The sequence below is a fragment of the Psychrobacter sp. DD43 genome (genome assembly GCF_904846555.1).
Classification (GTDB): Bacteria; Pseudomonadota; Gammaproteobacteria; order Pseudomonadales; family Moraxellaceae; genus Psychrobacter; species Psychrobacter cryohalolentis.
In genome coordinates this window covers 246,403-267,994 of the sequence record NZ_CAJHBE010000001.1, presented here as the reverse complement: position 1 = coordinate 267,994, position 21,592 = coordinate 246,403, and the positions used below count along the sequence as shown (strand labels likewise).

The following is a 21,592-nucleotide window of genomic DNA, read 5'->3' as shown; positions in this document are numbered from 1 at the left end:
TTACAATCATAACTATCACCGTTATCAAATGCCAAGTTATATTCCACACTTATTATTCAGGTGTTTGATCAAAATTTGCCATAAAAAAACCCACTAGCATTATGATAATGGGTTAGATTTTTGAGATACTTTATGCTGCTTAGCCGTTAACCTTGCCACAATACTTCGTCTGCATATAGCGCTTCAACGGTTTCGCGTTTGCGAATCAGCTGGTGGCGATCATCAGCTACCATGACTTCACTGGCTCGCGGGCGTGAATTATAGTTGCTACTCATAGTAAAGCCATAAGCACCAGCACCCGTGATTGCGAGAATATCGCCTGTCGAAAGCGACAACAAACGATCTTTTGCTAAGAAATCACCCGTTTCACAGATAGCACCAACGATATCCCATGGCTCAGTACTTTCTGTATTAATACCATTACTAGGTAAAACGTTTGGGATTACTGCCATTTCTGCTTGATATAAAGCAGGGCGAATTAAGTCGTTCATTGCCGCGTCAACAATGGCAAAATTCTTATGCTCAGTTGGTTTGAGCACGTCAACCTTGGTCAATAACACCCCAGCATTTGCCACGATACTACGACCCGGCTCAAAGAATACCGTCAAGCCAAGCTCACTAAGTTTTGGTAATAACGCATTGGCAAATTCATCAATAGAAACAGGCGTCTCATCAATATAACGCACACCCAGACCACCACCCAAATCGATATGACGCAGCTCAATACCTGCTTTACGTAAGCTATGTACTAGCTCAATCACTTTGTCCAATGCCGCAACGAATGGCGCAACTTCAGTCAACTGCGAGCCGATATGACAGTCAATACCGACGATATCGATATGAGACAATTTGGCGGCTTGTTGATAAACGACCAGCGCATCCTCGTGAGCAATACCGAATTTATTGTCTTTGAGACCTGTTGAAATATACGGATGGGTTTTGGCATCCACATCAGGATTGACACGTAGTGATATCGGCGCTGATTTATCAAGCTGCGCGGCGACTTCATTGATTAGAGTCAGCTCGCTAATCGACTCAACATTAAAGCAACCAATACCTTGGTTAAGCGCATATTCAATATCGCTATAGGTTTTGCCGACGCCTGAGAATACCACACGTGCAGCTGCACCCCCTGCCGCCAATACCCGCATTAGCTCGCCACGTGAAACGATATCAAACCCTGCGCCTGCTTGCGCCAATACGCCAAGTACAGCAAGGTTAGAGTTTGCTTTTACCGCATAGCAAATCTGGTGATTTAAGCTGGCAAAACTGTCAGCGTATGCTTGATATACGTCTAAAATCGCCTGTTTTGAGTACACATAACATGGTGTACCATAGTGTTTAGCCACTTCGGTAATGTTGACCTGTTCCATATACAGTGCACCGTCGCGATAATCTAGAGCGGGTAAATGGGCGGTTAAGGCTTCAGGATTGATGTACAGGCCTTGCTCAGTTTGGGTCGTGACTGACTGACTCATATAAATATCTCTAATATAATCAAGGTAACAATAAAGTATTGGGCTTGCTCAAAAATCGTTTGAGCATTTACATTTTAATAATTCATAATTCATAATCCATGATTACTTATTAGTAATCATTAGGATCGTTACTCGGTTCAGGCAGCTGAAAATTCTCTGTATTTTGCTGGTCGCTGTCAATCTTAGCAAAGGCGGTATCTTGTGGATTACTGCCACTATCTAATATTGCCGTGCTATCTCGCACTGCTTTACTACCAGCGTCTACAAGGTATAAATCGCCTTTTTGTCCGCAGCCAACCAACAATGCCGCTGAAGCTATCGTGATCGACGTACCAAGCATGATGTTATACGTACTATGGCGAATAGCGCTGCCCACTGTCTGAGAGTGCTTGGGTTTTGAGGTATATCGTGTTGTAAACATAGGATAGATAACCTGTAATCTTGCAACGGTGTACGCGATAAAAATCACTATCAGCGAAAACAACCAAGGCTGCAATAGGGAAAATAGGAAGATTTTTTAATCATAGCATTATTCTATAAAGCTGTGCGCCTATAGAATATGTTTGCGTAGTAAATTTGCTGAAATGTAGTGATAGAGAATCCAATATAAATATAAAACAATGTTATTGATCTAAAGCTAGACAAACTTACTTACAATTTTTATAAAGGTAAATTTTTACTTATTTTATCTAATAAGCCCTTACTGTCTTCGGTGCACACCTGTAACCATCAATCGAGAACTGGCTGATTAAAGCCTTAGAGTTATCGTGGTGTCACTGCCAAAATATGATACATTATAGTCAACCCTTGTAGCTATAAGGCAACGCTAGCAGGCGTTTGCTTTACATTGAACCTCTGTTAGACATAGTGATGGCTCAAGCATAACGAAAATCAGCGCGATGATGGTTTATGTTTCCAAACCGTGCAACCTATACCAGCACCAATATCGCTGGTTTTCGTTTATTCAACAGGTGATCGTCAAGATGCGGCACCTTTTATAAAAGACAATCTAAGGATAGAGTATGAGCGCTGGCGTAAGCACCACTTTTGATGACAAACATTCTGAAGCATCGACCCTGACCAATCCTACTTTAGTATTGAACTGCGGCTCCTCTTCAATCAAATACGCCTTAATTAGTGAGGATGAAGGCACTCGTATCACAGGTCTTGCCGAAAACTTAGGTCTCGATACTGCCCGTATTAAACACACCACATTAAATGGTGAAAAGTTAGAAATTGCAATCGCTGGTGGTCGTCATGAACTTGCCTTACAGAAAATCCTTGAGCTACTTGAGCAGTATCACTTTATTGCTGTTGGGCATCGAGTGGTACATGGCGGTCGTGAGTACTCAGAAGCGGTGCGTGTCGATGCGCATGTGTTAGCAGAAGTCAAACGTCTAAAAGTCCTCGCCCCATTACACAATCCGGCAAACGCACTGGGTATCGAAGCTGTACAAGCAATCTATCCTGATATTCCGCAAGTGGTGGTATTTGATACTGCCTTCCACCAGACCATGCCACCCGTTGCTTTCCGCTATCCGCTACCAAAGGCACTCTACTCAGAACACAAAATTCGTCGTTATGGCTTCCATGGTACCTCGCATGCTTATGTATCAGAACGCGCCAGCCACATTACCAGCGCAACAGGACCACATGGTTGGTTAACTGCGCATTTGGGCAATGGCTGTTCAGCAACGGCTGTCTACGACGGCAAAAGCCTTGATACCAGTATGGGTCTAACCCCGCTTGAAGGTCTTATGATGGGTACGCGTAGTGGTGATGTTGACCCAAGCTTACATATTCATCTCAAGCGCCAACTTGGTATGAGCTTAGAAGAAATCGATAAAATGCTCAATAGCGAAAGTGGTTTACTTGGTATTTCAGGCTTATCGAATGACTTGCGTACCATTGAGCAAGCGGCTAATGAAGGTCATGAAGACGCGAAGCTGGCTATCGAGATGTTCTGCTATCGTGTTGGTAAATACCTTGCCAGCTTAAGCTGCGCGCTCCCTGACTTTACCGGTATTGTCTTCACAGGTGGTATCGGCGAAAACTCTGTGACCACGCGGACGCGTATTTTGGAAGTCATGCGTCATTTTGGCATCAAAATAGATGCCGATAAGAACGCTGGCTTGGTCGGTGGCAATGAAGGCAGTTTCCATACTGACGATAGCAGTATTGAGCTGTGGGTTGTCCCAACTGATGAAGAATGCCGTATCGCACAAGAAACTCGTGCAGCCTTGGGTCTAAAATAACACCAGGTCTACAATAAGACTCATATGCCTGCGATAAGAATCACAAGCTGATTCTGATACACTCCAGGATAACAATCTCTCTAAAAATATAATAAACAGTAGGATACATTATGCAAACTATTTTACTTGTGCCGACCAGTCGCGGTATCGGTGTAACGTCAGCGGCTTTGGGGCTGATTCGTGCTTTCGATTATAACGGTATCAAAGCGGGTTTTATGAAGCCGTTTTTACAAGACGATACGCTGGATAAGCAAAACAGCTTGGACAGCTCAAGCGCATTAGCCATGCATGCCTTTGGTCTAAAGCCCCCTAAATCGATCAGCCGTCAACATGTAGAGCGTATGATTGGCGATGACAATCTTGATGACTTGATGGAAGAGGTGATTGTTAACTACCATACTCTTGGTGATGATTACGATGTGGTGATTTGCGAAGGCTTAGTACCGACGACTGAAACTTCTTATGCCTCACAGATCAACCGTGCGATTGCTCATGCACTCGATGCCAGAATTATCTTTGTTAGCACCGCTGATACCAGTAATCCGGCCTATTTGGCAGATAAGCTTGATGTCCATGCCCGTGAATTTGGTGGTATGGCAAGTGATCGTACGCTTGGCTGTATCTTGATGCGTATGCATGACTTGCCGAATACGCAAAGCACCTTAGAAAATCAAATCGTTGCCCCTGGTGAAGCGATTGTGAGCTTGGATAGCGGCTTTATACAAGAAGTACAACGCTTATCGCCGCACTTTAATACCGAACAATTCCGCTTAATTGGTGTCGTACCATTTAGTGACTCATTATCCGTGCCGCGTACGTGGGATATCGCTGCTGAACTTGATGGTACTTGGCTCAACGTTGGTGAGGCAAAATCGCGCCGTATCAATCGCATCAGCTTGACCGCACGCTCAATTGCACGTGTCGATGAAGTGTTCAAACGTGGTACGCTTATCGTGGTGCCGGGCGACCGTGACGATTTATTATTGGCGGCGGGTCTTGCCTGTATCAATGGTATTCCGCTAGCAGGATTGGTATTGACTGGCGGCGTTGTCCCTAGTCCAACCGTCGCTGAGCTTTGGCAATCTGCACTCAAAACTGGTATTCCTGTGATGAGTGTCGAAGATGACAGCTTTGAGACGGTACAGAGTCTATTACACATGAGTGCTGAGATTCCAAGTGATGATACTGAACGCGCTGAAGAAGTGGCGCGCTATGTCGCGGCGCATCTAGATCTTAGCTGGATTAAAGCGTATTTTAGCCAAAATCATGAGCCACGCTTGTCACCTTCTGCTTTCCGTCATCAAGTGGTCAAAAAAGCGCAAATCGCCAAAAAACGTATCGTGCTGCCAGAAGGCTCTGAGCCGCGTACGGTCGAAGCCGCCTGTATCTGTCAAAGCCGCGGTATTGCCAACTGTGTGCTACTCGCTAAGCGTGCTGATGTTGAACAAGTCGCCAAAAACCGCGATTTGGTATTACCTGAAGGGCTTGAAATCATCGACCCTGACAGCTTAGATATGAGCAAGTATATCGCCGCTGTAGTCGAGCGTCGCAAAGGTAAAACCAGCGCAGAAGTGGCTGCTGAATATCTGCAAGATACCGTTTATTTAGGTACGACCATGCTACAGATGGACGAAGTTGATGGTCTGGTCTCTGGGGCGATTCATACCACGGCGAATACTGTCCGCCCAGCGTTTCAGTTGATTAAAACGGCACCGGAGTATTCACTTGTATCGTCAGTCTTCTTTATGCTGTTGCCTGAGCAAGTGGTTGTCTACGGTGACTGCGCCATTAATCCTGATCCAAATGCAGAAGAATTGGCTGAGATTGCCATTCAGTCTGCGCAGTCTGCTGCTGCCTTTGGCATCGATCCAAAAGTGGCAATGATTAGCTACTCTACGGGCTCGTCAGGCACTGGCGCTGATGTCGAAAAAGTCGCCCGTGCGACCCAAATCGTCCGTGAACGTGCGCCGAATCTAAAAGTCGACGGACCGCTACAATATGACGCGGCTTCTGTTATGAGCGTCGGCAAGCAAAAAGCGCCGGATTCGCCTGTTGCTGGACAAGCAAACGTCTTTATTTTCCCAGACCTCAATACGGGAAACACCACTTATAAAGCAGTACAACGTAGCGCCAATGTGGTCAGTGTTGGACCGATGTTGCAAGGCTTAAATAAACCAGTCAATGACTTGTCACGTGGTGCCTTGGTCGATGATATTATCTATACCATCGCCCTCACTGCCATTCAAGCACATAGCGACGTTATTTAAGCATTTAAAGCTTCATTCAAAACACGTATTATTGAGCCGATTATCATAATGATGGTCGGCTTTTCTATGGCTTTTAAACAGTATAATTAAATATAATAAAATCGATAATCGGGATAAGTAAATAATCACATGCTATAGTCGATTTAAAATAAATCAACTACAACGCCCATCTGCATTAGTTTTTACTCACTCATTTATGTCAAATACTTCTAACAGTTATCAAAGCCAAAATACTAAGTCTGCCATCCGTGCTTATTTGGGTGGCTCATTTGATCCTGTGCATAACGGTCATTTGCAAATGGCGATGTATGTTTATGAGCATTTATTGCCGATAGCAAAGCAGCAACAGCGCCTGCTGTATGTATCGTTGCTGCCCAATGCGCGCTCGCCTTTTAAAGAAGATAGCACCAACCCTAAACATCGTCTGGCGATGTTAAAGCTGGCAACGCAAGATTCGCCCTTGTACATTAACGAGCTTGAGCTCTGGCAGGCACCGCCTGTCTATACTATCGATAGTGTACAGATATTACGCGCCCGCTATCCAAATGACAGTCTGATATTTATCATGGGGATGGACAGCGCGCGCAGTTTAGAACACTGGAAAAATGGGCTGCAACTTACGGATTATGTCAGTCTATGGGTGTTTGACCGTGAAGAAAATTTTGATAGCGATATAGATACTGATATCTATACTGATAAAAACTTCTTTAAGAATGAGTTGCAGCACTCTCTAACATCCCAACTTCCAAAACTGCTAAAACCTTTTATCGTCGATTCAGTGCTTCAGTTATTAGCAGCTAACCCTCAATCTTTAACAAACAGTTTTGGCGTAAAAAATAGCCACCAAGGTTATATTTTTATCGACCCGCGCGCTGTGGCAGCCGTATCAAGCACGCAAGTACGGCAGCAACTTTATCAACAACTGCCGCAAGCGCCTCAATCATTAAATATAACGCACAGCGCTGACATGCAAATTGCATCTATCGCACCAATAAATGATATCATAGCCAATACTGCACCCAATTCATTAGCTAAATGGCTAAATCCTGCTGTTTATCAATATATTATCGCCCATCAGCTATATTCTGCTGCTCAATTCCGTTAAAATCGCCTTATACTTTTAACTTTGCCCACTTTGATCATGTTGCCTCAAAAAACGTCTGCCTACCTACCTATATGTTCAGGGGCACGTTAGAGAATGCACTGTGACGATTTATCATTTTATTTTTAATATTTACGATTCAAGAGATTAAAATTTATGACCAATACCATGACTGACGAACGTTTGCAAGAATGCTTGACCCTTGTTGAAACCGCGCTAGACGATATGAAAGCTAAGAATATCACCGTAATGGATGTAGCAGCATTGACAGACGTAATGGAGCGCATCGTTATCGCTGACGGTACCTCAAAGCGCCATGTACGTGCCATGGCTGACAGCGTCGGCGCTGAAGCCAAACTAGGTGGCTTTATGCCACTGGGTCGTGAAGGCGGTATCGATTCTGACTGGACGTTGATAGATTTGGGTGCGGTCGTCGTCCATATGATGACACCACAAGCCCGTGAGTTCTATGACCTAGAAGGTCTATGGTCATCACCTGAGCAATTGGCTGAGCTGGTTGCCGTGCCGCGTGAAAAGAAAACAGCCGGTCGTCGCAATAAAAATAAATAATTTTATTTATTGCCAAAGCTGCTTAAGAAAAAGACCAGATATCTATTCTGGTCTTTTTTTGTCTAAAATTTACTGTGCTAATAAAATTCAAAATACTGTTAAATTTTAAACGGCTGAATTCTTACCATTAGAGGAATGATTAAGCTAAGATAATACGCATTATTAATACCAATATCGATATAACCTCTCCCCTAATAAATCCCTATAGATTAGGAAAACCTACGAACTTAGAACCTATAAACATGCAACCTATAAACTCAAAAACGATAGCATCTTCTAGCCAAAAAAATACTGCTGACTTTAACCAAACCTTGCCGCTCCATATCGCGACTCTAACCTGCGTCCGTGCTGGCAAAGCCATGCCATTTACCCGTGAAGAAATGAGCGCCATTGATAAAGCACCAATTAACGCGCCCGTTGCTGTCAACTTTATGGGTCTCACAACTGATGAGCAAGCCGATAGACGTCATCATGGTGGTCCACTAAAAGCGGTACATCAACTAGCGACGGCGACTTATGACAAGATTAATGCAGAGTTTGGCTTGAAAGTACATGTCGGTACATTGGGTGAGAACCTCACTACAGAAGCAGTAAATGGTTTGCTAGAAATGACGGAAACCACGGTTTGTATTGGTGACGTTTTTCAGTATGGTCAAGATGAAATCATTGACGGGAATGGTGGCGACAGAGTGCAATTACGCATTGTCCAACCGCGCCGACCGTGCTACAAAATCAATGACCAAATCGGACAATTTACCAAAGTGCCAAATATTGCGTCTTGGGTCAGCAAACAAGGCATCGCTGGTTGGTATTTTCAAGTCGTTCGTGATGGCATGATCAGCGCTAATTTACCGGTTTATCTTATCGAACGCCCCTATCCTTTTGCGACACTTGAGAAACTGTGGCAGTTATCAAGCTCAAAAGAGAAATTTGCCGCAGAAGTTATTGAACCTTGGCTTGCGATTGAGTGTTTGGAAGAGAGCTGGAAAACGGTTTTGGCGAAGAAGATTAAGAAAAATTAAATATTATAAGCTTTAATATCAATATACCACCAGCATAAAGCAAATAATGAGAGTATTAGTATGAGTATTTACGCCCTAGAAGATAAGCAACTTTTAGCAATCAAGCCCACTAACTTTGTCGTTGAATCTATTTTTGAGCGAAATGATTTACAGGAAGTCTTTAAGAATAATATAGATATTATTGCTCCTAACTGTTTGGTGATTGCGGAAGAGTTTGCTGATTGGCAGGGTTCAAGAAAGAGAATAGATTTATTGGCTATAGATAAACAAGCAAATCTAGTCGTTATTGAGCTCAAAAGAACTGAGACAGGCGACCATATGGAGCTGCAGGCTTTACGTTATGCCTCTATGATTTCTACTATGACTTTTGAGGACGCTATAGAAGTCTTTCATAGGTATAAACAAAAAAATGGTTGTCCTAGCTACTCCTTACAAGAAGCAAAGAATGCAATTGAATATTTTGTTGAGGTTAATATTGATGAGTCAGGTTTCGCAGAAGACGTTAAGACGATTTTAGTATCGCAAGACTTTTCTGTTGAATTAACAACTTCGGTAATTTGGTTAAATGAACGTAATTTAGACATTACCTGTATGAAAATACAGCCATATAACGATAATGGGAAAATACTGATTGATATTCAGCAGATCATCCCTTTGCCCGAGGCAGAAGATTATCAAATCAAGGTAAGACGTAAGTTGGAGGAGAAGCGAGATACACGTAAAGAAAGCTCACGAGATTATTCAAAATATCGTTTTAATGACATGGAACTTGGTAAAGGCAGACTTGCCTTAGAGATTATTAAACATCATCTTAATCAAAACCCAAACAAGCCCATCGAATCTTTAATCCATGATTTTGTTAATATTCCTCATTCTCAACCTATTATAGAAAGTTTAGAAGCAGCTAGGAAAGCTGCAAAAGATACAGGTAGAGCCAGATACTTCATATATGACAATGATATTTTGACAACAAATGATGGCGTTAAATATGTCGTATCGAGCCAATGGAGTAAAGATAATATCGAAGATATGATTGAAACTACTAATGAAGTATTCGGTTATCAAATCGAAAAAGTCTCAGCTATAAATAGCCCAGAAAAAAGAAGGGTTCCAATTAATGATTATGAAATCATTCAACTGGAAAACTCAACAATTCTTGTAAATAAAGACGGTTCAGAAGTAATTGCCAAACCTATCTTAAGAGAGCTTTGTAGTCAGTTCGATATTGAGCTTAGTAATAGTAATGGAAATCAGAAAAACACTCGCAGTTTAGGCAATGAGCTTATAAACGCCATCGAGAAAAGAAAATGGTAAAGAATATTACTTCGATTGCACTTATTCCCTTCTTTATATTCTCATTAATTGGCTGCGTGACCACTAATAACACCCAAATAGCGAATACTGAACCCTTCGTTATTGATAGCGAAACCTATCAAGCCACTGGTAAAAGCGAGCGGATTAAATCCATCGTCCTGCACTATACCGTTTCAGATAATGCCAGATCTATAAAAACATTGACCACTGGAAATGTAAGCGCCCACTATTTGATCTTGGATAATAACGATAATAAGATTTATAACCTAGTACCCGAAAGCGAGCGTGCTTGGCATGCTGGCGCGGGCGGCTTTGCAGGTAGAACGATACTCAACGATACCTCTATCGGCATCGAGATTGTAAATGCAGGCATTAAGCCTGAATATCGAGATGCCTTAAAAAACGGCGCGCTCGACTATCATCCTTACGAGCACTATGTTGAATTTAATGAATTACAGATTAAGAAAATGGCGCAGCTGGTGCAAGACTTGGCAAAAAGATATAATATCTCAGCAAAGAATATCATCGGTCATGCCGATATGGCACCGTCGCGTAAGATTGACCCCGGTGCCAAGTTCCCTTGGCAGCGACTGTATTTCGATTACGGTATTGGCGCTTGGTATGATGAATTTGATAAGCAATTCTTTATGAATCAAGACGCGTTTGCAGTGGCAACGATACCCGAGATTAAGCAAGCGTTTCGCGATTACGGTTATCAAATCAATGACAGCGATGAATGGGATAAAGCCAGTCGCAATGTCGTGTATGCCTTTCAGTTGCATTTCCGTCCGCAGCAGCCAACGGGCGAGCTGGATTTAGAAACTTATGCTATTTTAAAGGCACTCAATAAGAAGTATGCTGGTCGTGATGACTTTTATTAATGGATAAAAAATATTAGGAGACATAAGCCATGATTAACTCTCAACCAAATGATCAAAATGATCAAAATGATCAAGACGAGCTTCAGAAATATCTAGAAGGAAAAGCCAAACAGGAGGAAGAAAAAGAGCAGGAAGCCGAGCCGCTCTCTGCGTATGAGGCTTGTGTGCTAAAGGAGAGTGCAAAGATTCATGAGTTAATTGCTGAGGCTCGGAAAGAAGTTAAAAAGTAAGTCTGTACAATAAAAAATACCAAATTTGGAAAAATAAAAGGGACTTACCATGAGCGCAGGCTTAATCAAACATCTAAGAAAGAAGACTGATGAAGACAGCAATACTAAAATATTGATGTCGCAATGGGAATTTGATGAAAAGCTCGTCGGTAAGTCGCTTGAAAATGTGGGTAGTTATTACCCACATTTCAGTAGCCACAATGAATCGCACTCACAGCAAATCCTTGTCAATATCGAACGTCTGCTAGGTAGCAATATTGACAAGCTGACAGCAACAGATACTTGGTTAATATTGGAAGCAGCTTACTGGCATGATATCGGTATGCTATTTAATGCCGATGAAGTTCAAGATGTAGTTAATAATGAGAAATTCAAAGATTACGTTGAAGAGCTTGCTAATAACAATGTTCAAGACTTACATGAGTTTGCGAAGGTTTGGCATAACGACGGTTGGGAAGCTGCCCTTGTTCATTATGATAACCCATATAAAGGCGTTGAAAAATATCGTCAAATGGTTGCCGAATGGTATCGTCGTGACCATCCTGCCAACTCCGAAAGAGTTGTTTTAAAACCATTTGAAAAGCTAAATATTAGCTCTCCACGTACTGAATTACTCCCAAACCGTATTTATCGATATCTCGCTCAAATCTGTTTATCCCATGGTAAAAGTTTTAACTACGTCATGGAGGACCTACCTTTTCGCCAAACAGGTATGGGTACGGAGGATTGTCATCCTCGTTTTGTTGCATGCCTACTACGTTTAGGTGACTTATTTGATATCGATGACAACCGCTTTTGCCCCGTCATGGCTAGGCAAGTTGGTAATATGCCATCGTTCAGTGAAACGCATAAACATAAGCATCAAGCTATTCGAGAATTTCAGCTAGATAATGAAACGGTAAGCGTAACAGCTATTTGTAGTACTGAGATGGCATATATTGAATGTCGCAACTGGTTTGATTGGATCAAAGAAGAGATTCAAAACCAAATGTCACAATGGAAAAACATCGTGCCTAGTCGTGATTTTGGTTTGCTTCCGACTATTAATAAACTTGATGTTGAAATGGATGATTCAAAGGTACTATTAGATGGGAAGCCTATGAAGTTTGCGTTGGATGAAAAGAATGTAATTGATTTATTGCAAGGCAACAATTTATATAATGGTGTAGATGATGTTGTAAGAGAACTAATACAAAATGCTATCGATGCTACATTAACAAGAGTATGGATAGACTCTAGAGATGATGAGAGTAGGCGAAAAATACTAGAACAAGGTAATCCTTATGATAGCGAAGTTCGTGAAATTTTTGACAATCACTCTATTATTGTAAGTCTAGATTTTATCGAAACCACGAAAAATTACGAAAATATTTGGAAACTTTGTATTAAAGATTCTGGTATCGGTATTAGTTTAAAAGATCTCAAATATATGCAATATATGGGAGGTTCAGATAAAAACATTGAAAAAAAGAAAATTATTAATGGCATGCCACAATGGATGAAGCCTTCAGGAGCTTTCGGTATAGGAATGCATAGCGTATTTTTATTAAGTAGGAAAAACCCAGAAGAATATCAGCATCTGAGATTTATATCTAAAAGTATAGTTAGCAATGAATCTATTGAAGTGAAACTTAACTCTCCTTTGAGTAAAGACAATGGCTATTGCTTTATTAGTAAGTTAGATCAAAATAGTAAATATATCCCATATGGCACTCGAACAGAGTTATTTGTTAAAACTGAACTAAATTTTTCATCTGATATTGTCACCAATATTTCTAAAGAAGCTAACTCTATATTAATTGAATTAAAAAATTCATTATCTAATATATTTATCAACATTATTCCAGAAATAACTTTTAAGGATATAGATATTTCATGGAAGAAAGATGTAGCAAACGAGATATTAGACCAAGTATATGATATAGAAGAAAACTATAGACCAATTAGCGATATAGCTTGGTTCAATTACAAAAACTATAGTTTTGCTATACAGGTATATGTACCAGAAACTATATGTAGTAATAACTTTGAGTACGCTTATAGCTATTCCTTTAGAGGACAGGAGATACCCATCTATAGGGAAAATGTTTATCTTGTTCACTCTTTTAAAAATGCTAGTGTTTACATAGATATTTATGGGAATGCTAAAGAATTTCTAAATATTTCTAGGAACGATTGGAATAATTATGATCTACTCGACGACTTGATAGTCGAGGTAAAACATATATTTGAAAACATGAATATCACGCAAGATAATATGAGAAAAATTATCTACGGTTTCGAGTATGATAAAGACTTAGGCTTCAGTATCATAAATAATGAAGTAAATGATAAGGATATAGATAAAAAAGATATAGAGAAACTAAAGTTTGATGATAATACATACATTAGTGATATTCTTAAAGAAGAGGTATTTATACTTGGAAACCCTGAGCCATCAAGTGTGCTCATAGAACTACTCAAACGTGAGCAAGTATTTAGTAGCATAAAGTCTTTCAATAAGATCAACGATATATATTATAAAGGGACCTTAGACTATTTCCTCAAAAATAATTTTCTAATATACAAAATTAACTTTTCTGGAAAATTAGATAACTACGGTAATAATGATACATTGTTGTTTTGTAAGCCAGAGTGTTTTGAAAGAATAAAAATAAAAAATGCGCTATGGGTAGATGATGATAATGTTGCTATTTTTTCTCCTATCACTACAAGCTCGATTGTAGAAAATTCAGATCAAATCTATCTAGCTAAAGATTATAAATTTATTGATGAGATAAAAGAATTTGATAAGCTATCTAAAGAGGATACAATTTATATAAGACCAAATTATGATGACTATCATTTGTTTCATAACTTTAAAGATCTCGAAATCATGATTCCTGAGCATTACTCATATGCTCTACACAAATTCTACGAACAAAGAGGAATAATATTTCCTTTCTACTTTAAATCTAATGAAATAATATTTCATGACTTAAAATTGCTGTGCAAATTTGTTAAAAATAAAGCTATAAATACTGATGTATCAATATCAGATATTGAAATGAAATATAAAAGCCTAATAGGTTATGTGAAGAAACTGACAAGAGAGTGCCCTAAATGGGATAAATTCTTTAGTAATAATGATTTTTAGTACCAAGAAACTAAAAACTGTTGGGTGTCACAAGATTCACACCTACCATAGACACCCAAACACAAAAAAGGTGAGCCGAAGCCCACCTTTTTTTATGTTTAAAACAATGATTTAAAACAGCTTAACCTATATCTTAACGCAACCAAGCACGGGCGTTACGGAACATACGCATCCACGCGCCGTCCTCGTCCCACTCTTCTGGCTTCCAGCTGTGATTGTAGGCACGTAGCGTACGCTCAGGGTGCGGCATCATGATGGTGACGCGACCGTCAGTGCTACACAGACCTGTGACACCGCCGAGCGAACCGTTTGGATTGAGCGGATAAGTCTCGGTTGGATGACCTTGGCTATCGACAAAGCGCATGGCAAGTTGACCGTGTTTTGCCATACCGTCGATCTCGGTGTTGTCCAGCGTGGCATAGCCTTCACCGTGCGCCACAGCGATTGGTAAAATACTGTCTTGCATGCCTTTAAACAGGATAGATTTGGTGCGCTCAACTTTTACGTTGACCGTACGCGCTTCAAAGCGAGCTGATTTATTGGCGATAAAGCGTGGGAAGTTTTCCGCGCCTGGGATGAGGTCTTTTAACTGTGCCATCATCTGACAACCATTGCAGACACCAAGTGAGAAGGTATCAGGACGGGCAAAGAAGCGCACAAACTGCATGCGCAACTCGTCATGGAACAAGATAGAGTTCGCCCAGCCAGAGCCTGCGCCGAGTACGTCACCATAACTAAAGCCACCACAAGCGACCAGACCATCGAAGTCACGTAGATTAATGCGACCTTCTAGCAGGTCGCTCATGTGGACGTCGATCGCTTCAAAGCCAGCTTGGGTAAAGCCTGCGGCCATTTCTGTCTGACCGTTGACGCCTTGCTCACGCAGGATAGCGACTCTTGGTTTATGTTCGCGGCTGTTTAAGTACGGCTCTTCAACTTTTTGATTGAGGTCAAAGTTTGGTGCAGCGATAAGACCTTGATGGCTAGCGTCGCTAATCAAGTCATACTCTTGCTGTACGCACGCTGGGTTGTCACGGCGACGGGCGATTTGATAGCTGACCTGACTCCACGCTTGCTGCAATTCAGTACGGCTAAAGCTGAGAGTATCATCACCCATGAGCGTTGGCGTTTGGATGATTAGGCTATCTTCTTCCGAGCTTTGACCGACGAGGCTCATCATTTCGCTGACATTAAATTCTTCAGCTAATTGCATTAAAGCGGCGACGTTTTCTGGTAAGACTTGAATCACCGCGCCCAGCTCTTCACTGAACAGTTGACCGAGCAAATTATCATCAGTCAATGACAGCTTGATACCTTGACGGCTGGTGAATTGCATCTCTGCGATGGTCGCAAGCAAACCACCATCACCGATATCGTGATAAGCACTAATGACGCCTTGCGCATTACCCGCTTGGATAAAGTTAAAGAAGTCGATCAAGTCGCTTGGCTGTGCTAAATCTGGGCAGTCGTTACCTAATTGGCTAAGCGTTTGCGCAAGGATTGAACCGCCTAGACGCAATTGACCTTTTGATAAGTCGATACGGTAGAAGGCGCTATCACCATTTATAAGCTCAGGCGTTAGGGTTTTTGCCACGTCAATAACAGGTGCAAATGCAGTAATCACCAAGCTCATTGGTGATACGACTGATTTGTCTGTGCTGCCGTTCTCGTCTTCGTCCGTCCAATTAGCACGCATCGATAGCGAGTCTTTACCAACTGGAATGGCGATACCCAGTGCCGGACATAGTTCTTCACCAACCGTATAGACAGCGTCAAATAATGCGGCATCTTCTACGTCTTCGCCACATGCTGCCATCCAGTTCGCCGACATGGTAATGTCAGATAACTGAGTAATACGTGCGCCAGCGATATTAGTAATCGCTTCACCAACGGCCAATCGTGCAGAGGCTTTCGGATTAATAAGTGCGACAGGCGTACGTTCGCCAACACTCATCGCCTCACCGCTCATTGGCTGACCATCTAGCGCAATCAAGCCTGAAGCCGTAACGGCGCAATCTGATACGGGCACTTGATAGCGACCAACATACTGATCGCGAACAACCATACCCGTAATAGAGCGGTCACCAATGCTAATCAAGAATGATTTGCTAGCAACGGTTGGATGACGTAGCACATCTTTGATTGATTCTGCTAGATTAACTTCACCAAGCTCTAATGCTGGCAAGGCCGTCTCTTGACGCTCAAAGCTCCGCTGCATTTTTGGTGTACCACCAAGCAATACTTGCATTGGCATATCGACTGGCTGCTCAGGGAGTGATTCGTCATTCACAACAAGCTGACGTACTTCAGTGGCTTCACCTAAGATGGCATACGGGCAGCGCTCACGGGCACAAATCGCATCGAACTGCTCTTTGCTTTCAGGGCGAATTGCCAAGACATAACGCTCTTGCGCTTCATTTGACCAGATTGCCATTGGCGACATGCCAGCTTCTAGCGACGGAATTTTACGTAGATTTAATACCGCGCCCATCTCATGGTCATTGACCAATTCTGGCATCGCATTAGACAGACCGCCTGCACCAACATCATGCAATGAGACGATTGGATTACCGTCTTTGCCATTATTGCTTGCATCAACGTCATTACCAGCTAGCGCCCAGCAGCGATCCATCACTTCTTGACAGCGACGTTCCATCTCAGCGTTATCACGCTGTACAGAAGCAAAATCTAAACCTTCATCAAGTGAACCACTATCGACAGAAGATGCTGCACCGCCACCAAGACCAATTTGCATCGCAGGACCACCAAGGACTATTAATAAATCGCCTTGCTGAATGGCATTTTTTTCAATCAAATTGCGTTTGATATTGCCGTAACCACCGGCAAGCATGATTGGCTTATGATAGCCGCGCATTTGGCTGCCGTCTTTTGCCGCTGAAGTATCCAATTGGAAACTACGGAAATAACCGCAAAGGTTCGGGCGACCAAATTCGTTAGAGAAATTAGCTGAGCCTAATGGTGCTTCGGTCATAATCTCAAGACTGGTTGCCATACGATCTGGCGTACCATAATCCTGTGTACTTAATTGACCTGACTGCTCCCATTTTTCTGCAAGCTCTGGAATGTGAAGATGCGACACATGGAAGCCAGTTAAACCGGCTTTTGGCTTACCGCCACGACCAGTTGCACCTTCATCACGAATCTCACCGCCCGCACCTGTCGCTGCACCTGCATACGGGGCAATAGCCGTTGGATGGTTATGCGTTTCGACTTTCATCAGAATGTCGATTGCTTCTTGATGGAAGTCATAAGGATGGGCAGAATTTGCATCCATCGCGTCAGTTGGAATTGGGTAAAAACGCATCCCTTTAGAGCCTGCCATCACAGCAGCGTTGTCTTTATAAGCAGACAAGATGCCTTGAGGATTGGCTTTATAAGTATTCTTAATCATTTGGAACAGTGACTTTGGCTGAACTGCACCATCTACCGTCCATTCAGCATTAAAGATTTTATGACGACAATGCTCAGAATTTGCCTGTGCAAACATCATCAGCTCAACGTCCGTTGGATTACGCTTTAGCTCATTGACATAAGCATTCATCAGATAATCGATATCTTCACTCGATAACGCAAAGCCAAATTCTTTATTAGCTGATTCTAGTGCCGACTGACCTTGTCCAATCACATCGATATGATTCAGTGATGCTGGCTTTTCATCGTCAAACAGTTTATTTACGTCATTTAAATCATAAACCAAGCTTTGCGTCATACGGTCAAATAATAATTGCTCAGCGGCTTTAGGTAACGTTGCATTCACTTCGCCGTCTGCTTTTCCATCGACGGTTAGCGTATAAATAATGACGCGCTCAACACGATTAATGGCAATTTCACAGTTATTAAAAATATCGGTCGCTTTACTTGCCCATGGCGATATCGTACCAAAACGTGGACCAACGATAACTTGTAGTTGATTGTTTTTCGGGGCTGTAAGGACAGTGCTACTATCGACAGCAAGTAAGTCTAGCGCTTTTTTATGCTCATCACCTTCGAGTTCTCGTGATAACACATACACTTGCTGGGTATGAATTTGGCTGACATTTAGCTCGGTTTTTTGCTGAAACTGACTGATGAGTTGCTGCGTCTGAAAATCGGTAAGAAACGGTTGTCCGGCGATGGTCATCATAAAGGCATATTCCATAGGATATAGGCAATAACAGGCATCTCTGCCATGCTAAGTAAATGGTTCGCGTATTATAACAAGAAGCCCTGTAATAAGCAGGACAAAACCAAGATAAATTGCCAATTGCTTCGGTAATATTATGCTAAAGCATTGAGCAAATACTGACGATTTGCTATCAAAACAGCAAGGCTGACGGCACAGCGTCACAATTTTTACCTAAAGCTTATAATCCTTACAAACCCTCACATCGCCTTACGGGCAACCTATATAAATAGCCCAGCAGAAATCGCTATTCTAGATAGCAGTTCTTGACGAGCTAGTTTTTATAAAGCCAATTTTTATAAAATAAACGGTTTGTATACATTAACCTCTTAATAATTATTTTCCTAACAACTATAAATTCAAAATTTATTTACAATAATGAAAAAGGATATCTACCATGAGTAACCAAGAGCATCTCGATAAAATCCAAGCCGTCATCAAAGACGTGAAATTTGCCATGATGAGTACCAGCAATAAAAAAGGCGATATTCATGCGTGGCCAATGACCACAAGTGAAGTCAACCTTGATAATAAAGAGATCTGGTTTATTGGCGATAAGACATCAGACGTCGTCAAAGATATTCAGGATGATGCAAGAATCGGGCTGACTTATGCCACTCAAGATGAAAAGAACTTTGTTTCTATTAGTGCTAACGCTGAATTACCGACAGACAAAGCTAAATTGGATGAGCTTTGGTCGCCAGTTTACAATGCCTTTTTTGAGCATGGTAAAGAAGATGAAAACGTACAATTGATTAAAGTAGTTCCTCATGGTGCCGAATGCTGGCTTAGCGGCAGTACAGTGGTGAATATGTTTAAGATGGCAGCGGCAGCCGTACAAGACGGCAAAACTGCTGAAGATATGGGCAAGACCTTTTCCGTTTCTTTATAATTTATTATTAAACTATTAAATAGCTAAGAAAATTTACCATAAAAAACGCCAGTGGCTGATGCGACTGGCGTTTTTTATTGACTGGGCTTTATAGTTTTAGAATAAAAGTATAAGATTTAACCGCTATCTATTTAGCTACCTTTTACCCACTTTGTTTTAAATACGGCCACGCAGCTTTAAGATAAATCATCATCGACCATAACGTTAGAATCACTGCCGCTACCATCAACACATAGCCAATGGTTTCAAGCGATTGCCAGTTTAACAAAAGCACCGTAATCGCTATCATCTGAAAGGTGGTTTTGAGCTTACCTACATAAGACACCGCCACACTGGTACTTTTACCAAGTTCTGCCATCCATTCACGCAATGCCGATACCGCAATTTCACGCGAGATAATCACAATCGCAGCTATCGCCATGATGATATTGGGATGCCATTGCACTAAGATAATGAGCGCAGCTGCCACCATTAGCTTGTCAGCGACTGGGTCTAAAAATCGACCAAAGGCTGATACCACATTGAGCTTACGGGCGAAATAGCCATCAAGCCAATCGGTAATTGCCGCTAGGATAAAAACGCCAGTTAACAATAAGTGACGCAATAGACTGTCGCTAAAGTCACTCATACCAACCTTTGCAATCACGTTATCTGAGATTGCTGGCATGCCAATCCCCATAGCAGGCGGCCAATAAGCAATGGCGACGAATAGCGGAATCATTAAGATACGCGCAATCGTCAGGTTATTGGGCAAATTAAAAATACTCTTGTTACTCTGCGTACTTGACGGCTCCTGCGGATGCAAATGCGTGCTCTCAGTCATGGCAAACCCAGTTTAATATTGACCTAATAATGGCAGATAGCTTAGCATTTTTCAGGCAAGTCGTCATGCCATCTGTGTAGCTATCGTTTATACCAAGCATATATTTTGATAATCGAGCGATTTTTAGGCTAAATGTCGGTTATTATGAACCGGAAATATCGATACACTCGTACACTAAACATTGTAAATAGATGTAATAATATCTTGAACCGTCTCTTTTTAACCAAATATCAATAGTAAGAACAACGGCTAGTAATAATAATAAATTTGTATCAACTTATTTTTGGCTGAATGATTTTTCATTTGACCTCATGATAAGTTTTCCTCAGTCCACGGTATCTCCTCCGTGGGCTCTTTTTTTGCTTGCTGTGCTTATACAGACAAAGGCGGCGACTAATTAACCACAGTAGTGTTGCAGTCTTTTAAAAGTGGATCAACTATATTTAGTAAAGTTATTCGCTGGGTGTTCTTTATATTTCACCTTGCAGTATTTTTCTTGGTTTCTACAGCTTGTTTTTTGACTTAAACGGCTCAGAGAATTGCAAAATCAAAAAGCCAACCACAGACAAGATAATCGCAATCTCATACCGCCCATAAGCGACCGAAATACCAATAGCACCGGTATTCCAAAGGCTTGCTGCCGTTGCCGTGCCTTTTGAGCCCTGTTCGTTTTTGAATATCGCGCCACCACCGATAAAACCCATGCCAGTGATAATAGCGTACATGATTCTCGCCTCACCAGTCGCATCATAAATATCCATACCAACGAGCATAAAAGCACAGGAAGCAATGGTCACTAAAGGAAAGGTTCTAAGCCCTGCGCCGTTGTCTTTCATCTCGCGGTTGAGTGCAATCGGCAAAGAGAGAATAAAAGCAATTCCCAATTGAAAAAAATGAAATTGCATCAGCTCCATATCGATATCAAATACAAACATAGCGTACTAACTCCTTTTATAACGATACACGTTTTAATTTTTAGTATTGGTGATGAGCTTGTTTACCGTTTTAAAAAACACACTTTCAGTCATCGTTTTTAACTGATTTGGTCAGCGCAGATTTTTGCTACGGTTTGTCTTGCCATCTGATAGCAGCTTTCGATGTTACCTTGTCCGCACCAATCGCCACTGACAATCCATTGACGCGGCTCATCAACTAAGATACCTAACTCTGTATTATCAAGCGGTTTAAGGGTTGCAGCATAACGCCAGCGATGACAATCGATTTGGCTTGGCGTACTATCTTCATCCCAACTCAACGCTTGCTTTGCTGCTTGCAGCAAGATTGCTTTTACAGCTTCTATATCGTCATCGACATGCTGCTCCGACCAATCGTTGCGAGCGTGAATAGTGATACTGGGTAATAGACTGCCATGGTCAGGTTTTTGATGTTCAATAAAGATACGATCGAGCACCGAATCCTGCACATAAGCCACATCCCAT

16 protein-coding genes are annotated in these 21,592 nt (G+C 41.8%); 10 read left to right on the top strand and 6 right to left on the bottom strand.

Annotation, left to right across the window (positions count from 1 at the left end; translation table 11 throughout):
* Positions 1–146 precede the first annotated feature (146 nt).
* Together lysA and lptM are read right to left on the bottom strand one after the other, a co-directional pair.
* The gene (gene lysA / locus JMX89_RS01140; protein WP_201550540.1) at positions 147–1,478 is read right to left on the bottom strand and encodes a diaminopimelate decarboxylase; all 1,332 of its coding nucleotides are present in this window, start codon (positions 1,476–1,478) and stop codon (positions 147–149) included.
* 109 nt (positions 1,479–1,587) lie between these two features.
* On the bottom strand, positions 1,588–1,899 hold the full coding sequence (gene lptM, locus JMX89_RS01135) for an LPS translocon maturation chaperone LptM (RefSeq protein WP_149492448.1): 312 nt from the start codon (positions 1,897–1,899) through the stop codon (positions 1,588–1,590).
* A 601-nt stretch (positions 1,900–2,500) separates the two neighbouring features.
* Between lptM and JMX89_RS01130 the strand changes: the two genes are divergently transcribed.
* The 9 genes from JMX89_RS01130 to JMX89_RS01090 all read left to right on the top strand — a co-directional run bounded on the left by JMX89_RS01130 (position 2,501) and on the right by JMX89_RS01090 (position 14,255).
* Complete coding sequence (locus JMX89_RS01130; protein ID WP_201550538.1) at positions 2,501–3,733, top strand: acetate/propionate family kinase; 1,233 nt, start codon at positions 2,501–2,503, stop codon at positions 3,731–3,733.
* A gap of 110 nt (positions 3,734–3,843) precedes the next feature.
* The gene (gene pta / locus JMX89_RS01125; protein ID WP_201550536.1) at positions 3,844–6,000 is read left to right on the top strand and encodes a phosphate acetyltransferase; all 2,157 of its coding nucleotides are present in this window, start codon (positions 3,844–3,846) and stop codon (positions 5,998–6,000) included.
* A 196-nt stretch (positions 6,001–6,196) separates the two neighbouring features.
* On the top strand, positions 6,197–7,105 hold the full coding sequence (locus JMX89_RS01120) for a nicotinate-nicotinamide nucleotide adenylyltransferase (RefSeq protein WP_201550534.1): 909 nt from the start codon (positions 6,197–6,199) through the stop codon (positions 7,103–7,105).
* 153 nt (positions 7,106–7,258) lie between these two features.
* Positions 7,259–7,672 (top strand): ribosome silencing factor, encoded by a 414-nt coding sequence (rsfS, locus tag JMX89_RS01115; protein ID WP_201550532.1) that lies wholly within the window; start codon positions 7,259–7,261, stop codon positions 7,670–7,672.
* A gap of 359 nt (positions 7,673–8,031) precedes the next feature.
* Entirely contained in the window at positions 8,032–8,694 is a 663-nt protein-coding gene (locus tag JMX89_RS01110) for an MOSC domain-containing protein (protein WP_201550546.1), read from the top strand.
* Positions 8,695–8,754: 60 nt separating this feature from the next.
* A complete protein-coding gene (locus tag JMX89_RS01105) occupies positions 8,755–10,008 on the top strand; it encodes a hypothetical protein (protein WP_201550529.1) in 1,254 nt (417 codons plus the stop codon).
* Positions 10,002–10,889 carry an N-acetylmuramoyl-L-alanine amidase gene (locus JMX89_RS01100; RefSeq protein ID WP_201550526.1) on the top strand — a complete coding sequence of 296 codons (888 nt, stop codon included), beginning with the start codon at positions 10,002–10,004 and terminating at the stop codon, positions 10,887–10,889. Before JMX89_RS01105 ends, JMX89_RS01100 begins: the two co-directional genes overlap by 7 nt.
* 29 nt (positions 10,890–10,918) lie before the next feature.
* A complete protein-coding gene (locus JMX89_RS01095) occupies positions 10,919–11,119 on the top strand; it encodes a hypothetical protein (protein ID WP_201550524.1) in 201 nt (66 codons plus the stop codon).
* Positions 11,120–11,168: 49 nt separating this feature from the next.
* Positions 11,169–14,255, top strand: coding sequence for a histidine kinase (locus tag JMX89_RS01090; protein ID WP_201550522.1), 3,087 nt, complete (start codon positions 11,169–11,171; stop codon positions 14,253–14,255).
* Between the two features lie 133 nt (positions 14,256–14,388).
* Here the strand turns inward: JMX89_RS01090 and purL are convergent, their stop codons facing one another.
* The gene (gene purL, locus JMX89_RS01085; protein WP_201550521.1) at positions 14,389–18,399 is read right to left on the bottom strand and encodes a phosphoribosylformylglycinamidine synthase; all 4,011 of its coding nucleotides are present in this window, start codon (positions 18,397–18,399) and stop codon (positions 14,389–14,391) included.
* Positions 18,400–18,835: 436 nt separating this feature from the next.
* Here purL and JMX89_RS01080 point away from each other — a divergent pair, with 436 nt between their 5' ends.
* On the top strand, positions 18,836–19,330 hold the full coding sequence (locus JMX89_RS01080; protein ID WP_201550520.1) for a pyridoxamine 5'-phosphate oxidase family protein: 495 nt from the start codon (positions 18,836–18,838) through the stop codon (positions 19,328–19,330).
* A 142-nt stretch (positions 19,331–19,472) separates the two neighbouring features.
* Here JMX89_RS01080 and pgsA read toward each other — a convergent pair whose 3' ends face one another.
* The 3 genes from pgsA to JMX89_RS12770 form a co-directional block, all read right to left on the bottom strand.
* Positions 19,473–20,153: a CDP-diacylglycerol--glycerol-3-phosphate 3-phosphatidyltransferase gene (gene pgsA / locus JMX89_RS01075; protein WP_201550519.1), complete on the bottom strand. Its 681-nt coding sequence runs from the start codon at positions 20,151–20,153 to the stop codon at positions 19,473–19,475.
* 503 nt (positions 20,154–20,656) lie between these two features.
* Positions 20,657–21,088, bottom strand: a complete 432-nt coding sequence (locus JMX89_RS01070; RefSeq protein WP_201550518.1) for an MgtC/SapB family protein — start codon at positions 21,086–21,088, stop codon at positions 20,657–20,659.
* A gap of 98 nt (positions 21,089–21,186) precedes the next feature.
* A complete protein-coding gene (locus JMX89_RS12770) occupies positions 21,187–21,576 on the bottom strand; it encodes a hypothetical protein (RefSeq protein WP_227672974.1) in 390 nt (129 codons plus the stop codon).
* Positions 21,577–21,592 lie beyond the last annotated feature (16 nt).

Coding starts and splice junctions, on each gene's coding strand:
- JMX89_RS01100 (WP_201550526.1), top strand. CDS start 10,002: ATGGTAAAGAATATTACTTCGATTGCACTTATTCCCTTCTTTATATTC.
- JMX89_RS01110 (WP_201550546.1), top strand. CDS start 8,032: ATGCCATTTACCCGTGAAGAAATGAGCGCCATTGATAAAGCACCAATT.
- JMX89_RS01080 (WP_201550520.1), top strand. CDS start 18,836: ATGAGTAACCAAGAGCATCTCGATAAAATCCAAGCCGTCATCAAAGAC.
- pgsA (WP_201550519.1), bottom strand. CDS start 20,153: ATGACTGAGAGCACGCATTTGCATCCGCAGGAGCCGTCAAGTACGCAG.
- JMX89_RS01120 (WP_201550534.1), top strand. CDS start 6,197: ATGTCAAATACTTCTAACAGTTATCAAAGCCAAAATACTAAGTCTGCC.
- JMX89_RS01130 (WP_201550538.1), top strand. CDS start 2,501: ATGAGCGCTGGCGTAAGCACCACTTTTGATGACAAACATTCTGAAGCA.
- JMX89_RS01105 (WP_201550529.1), top strand. CDS start 8,755: ATGAGTATTTACGCCCTAGAAGATAAGCAACTTTTAGCAATCAAGCCC.
- lysA (WP_201550540.1), bottom strand. CDS start 1,478: ATGAGTCAGTCAGTCACGACCCAAACTGAGCAAGGCCTGTACATCAAT.
- purL (WP_201550521.1), bottom strand. CDS start 18,399: ATGATGACCATCGCCGGACAACCGTTTCTTACCGATTTTCAGACGCAG.
- rsfS (WP_201550532.1), top strand. CDS start 7,259: ATGACCAATACCATGACTGACGAACGTTTGCAAGAATGCTTGACCCTT.
- JMX89_RS01070 (WP_201550518.1), bottom strand. CDS start 21,088: ATGTTTGTATTTGATATCGATATGGAGCTGATGCAATTTCATTTTTTT.
- JMX89_RS01095 (WP_201550524.1), top strand. CDS start 10,919: ATGATTAACTCTCAACCAAATGATCAAAATGATCAAAATGATCAAGAC.
- JMX89_RS01090 (WP_201550522.1), top strand. CDS start 11,169: ATGAGCGCAGGCTTAATCAAACATCTAAGAAAGAAGACTGATGAAGAC.
- lptM (WP_149492448.1), bottom strand. CDS start 1,899: ATGTTTACAACACGATATACCTCAAAACCCAAGCACTCTCAGACAGTG.
- pta (WP_201550536.1), top strand. CDS start 3,844: ATGCAAACTATTTTACTTGTGCCGACCAGTCGCGGTATCGGTGTAACG.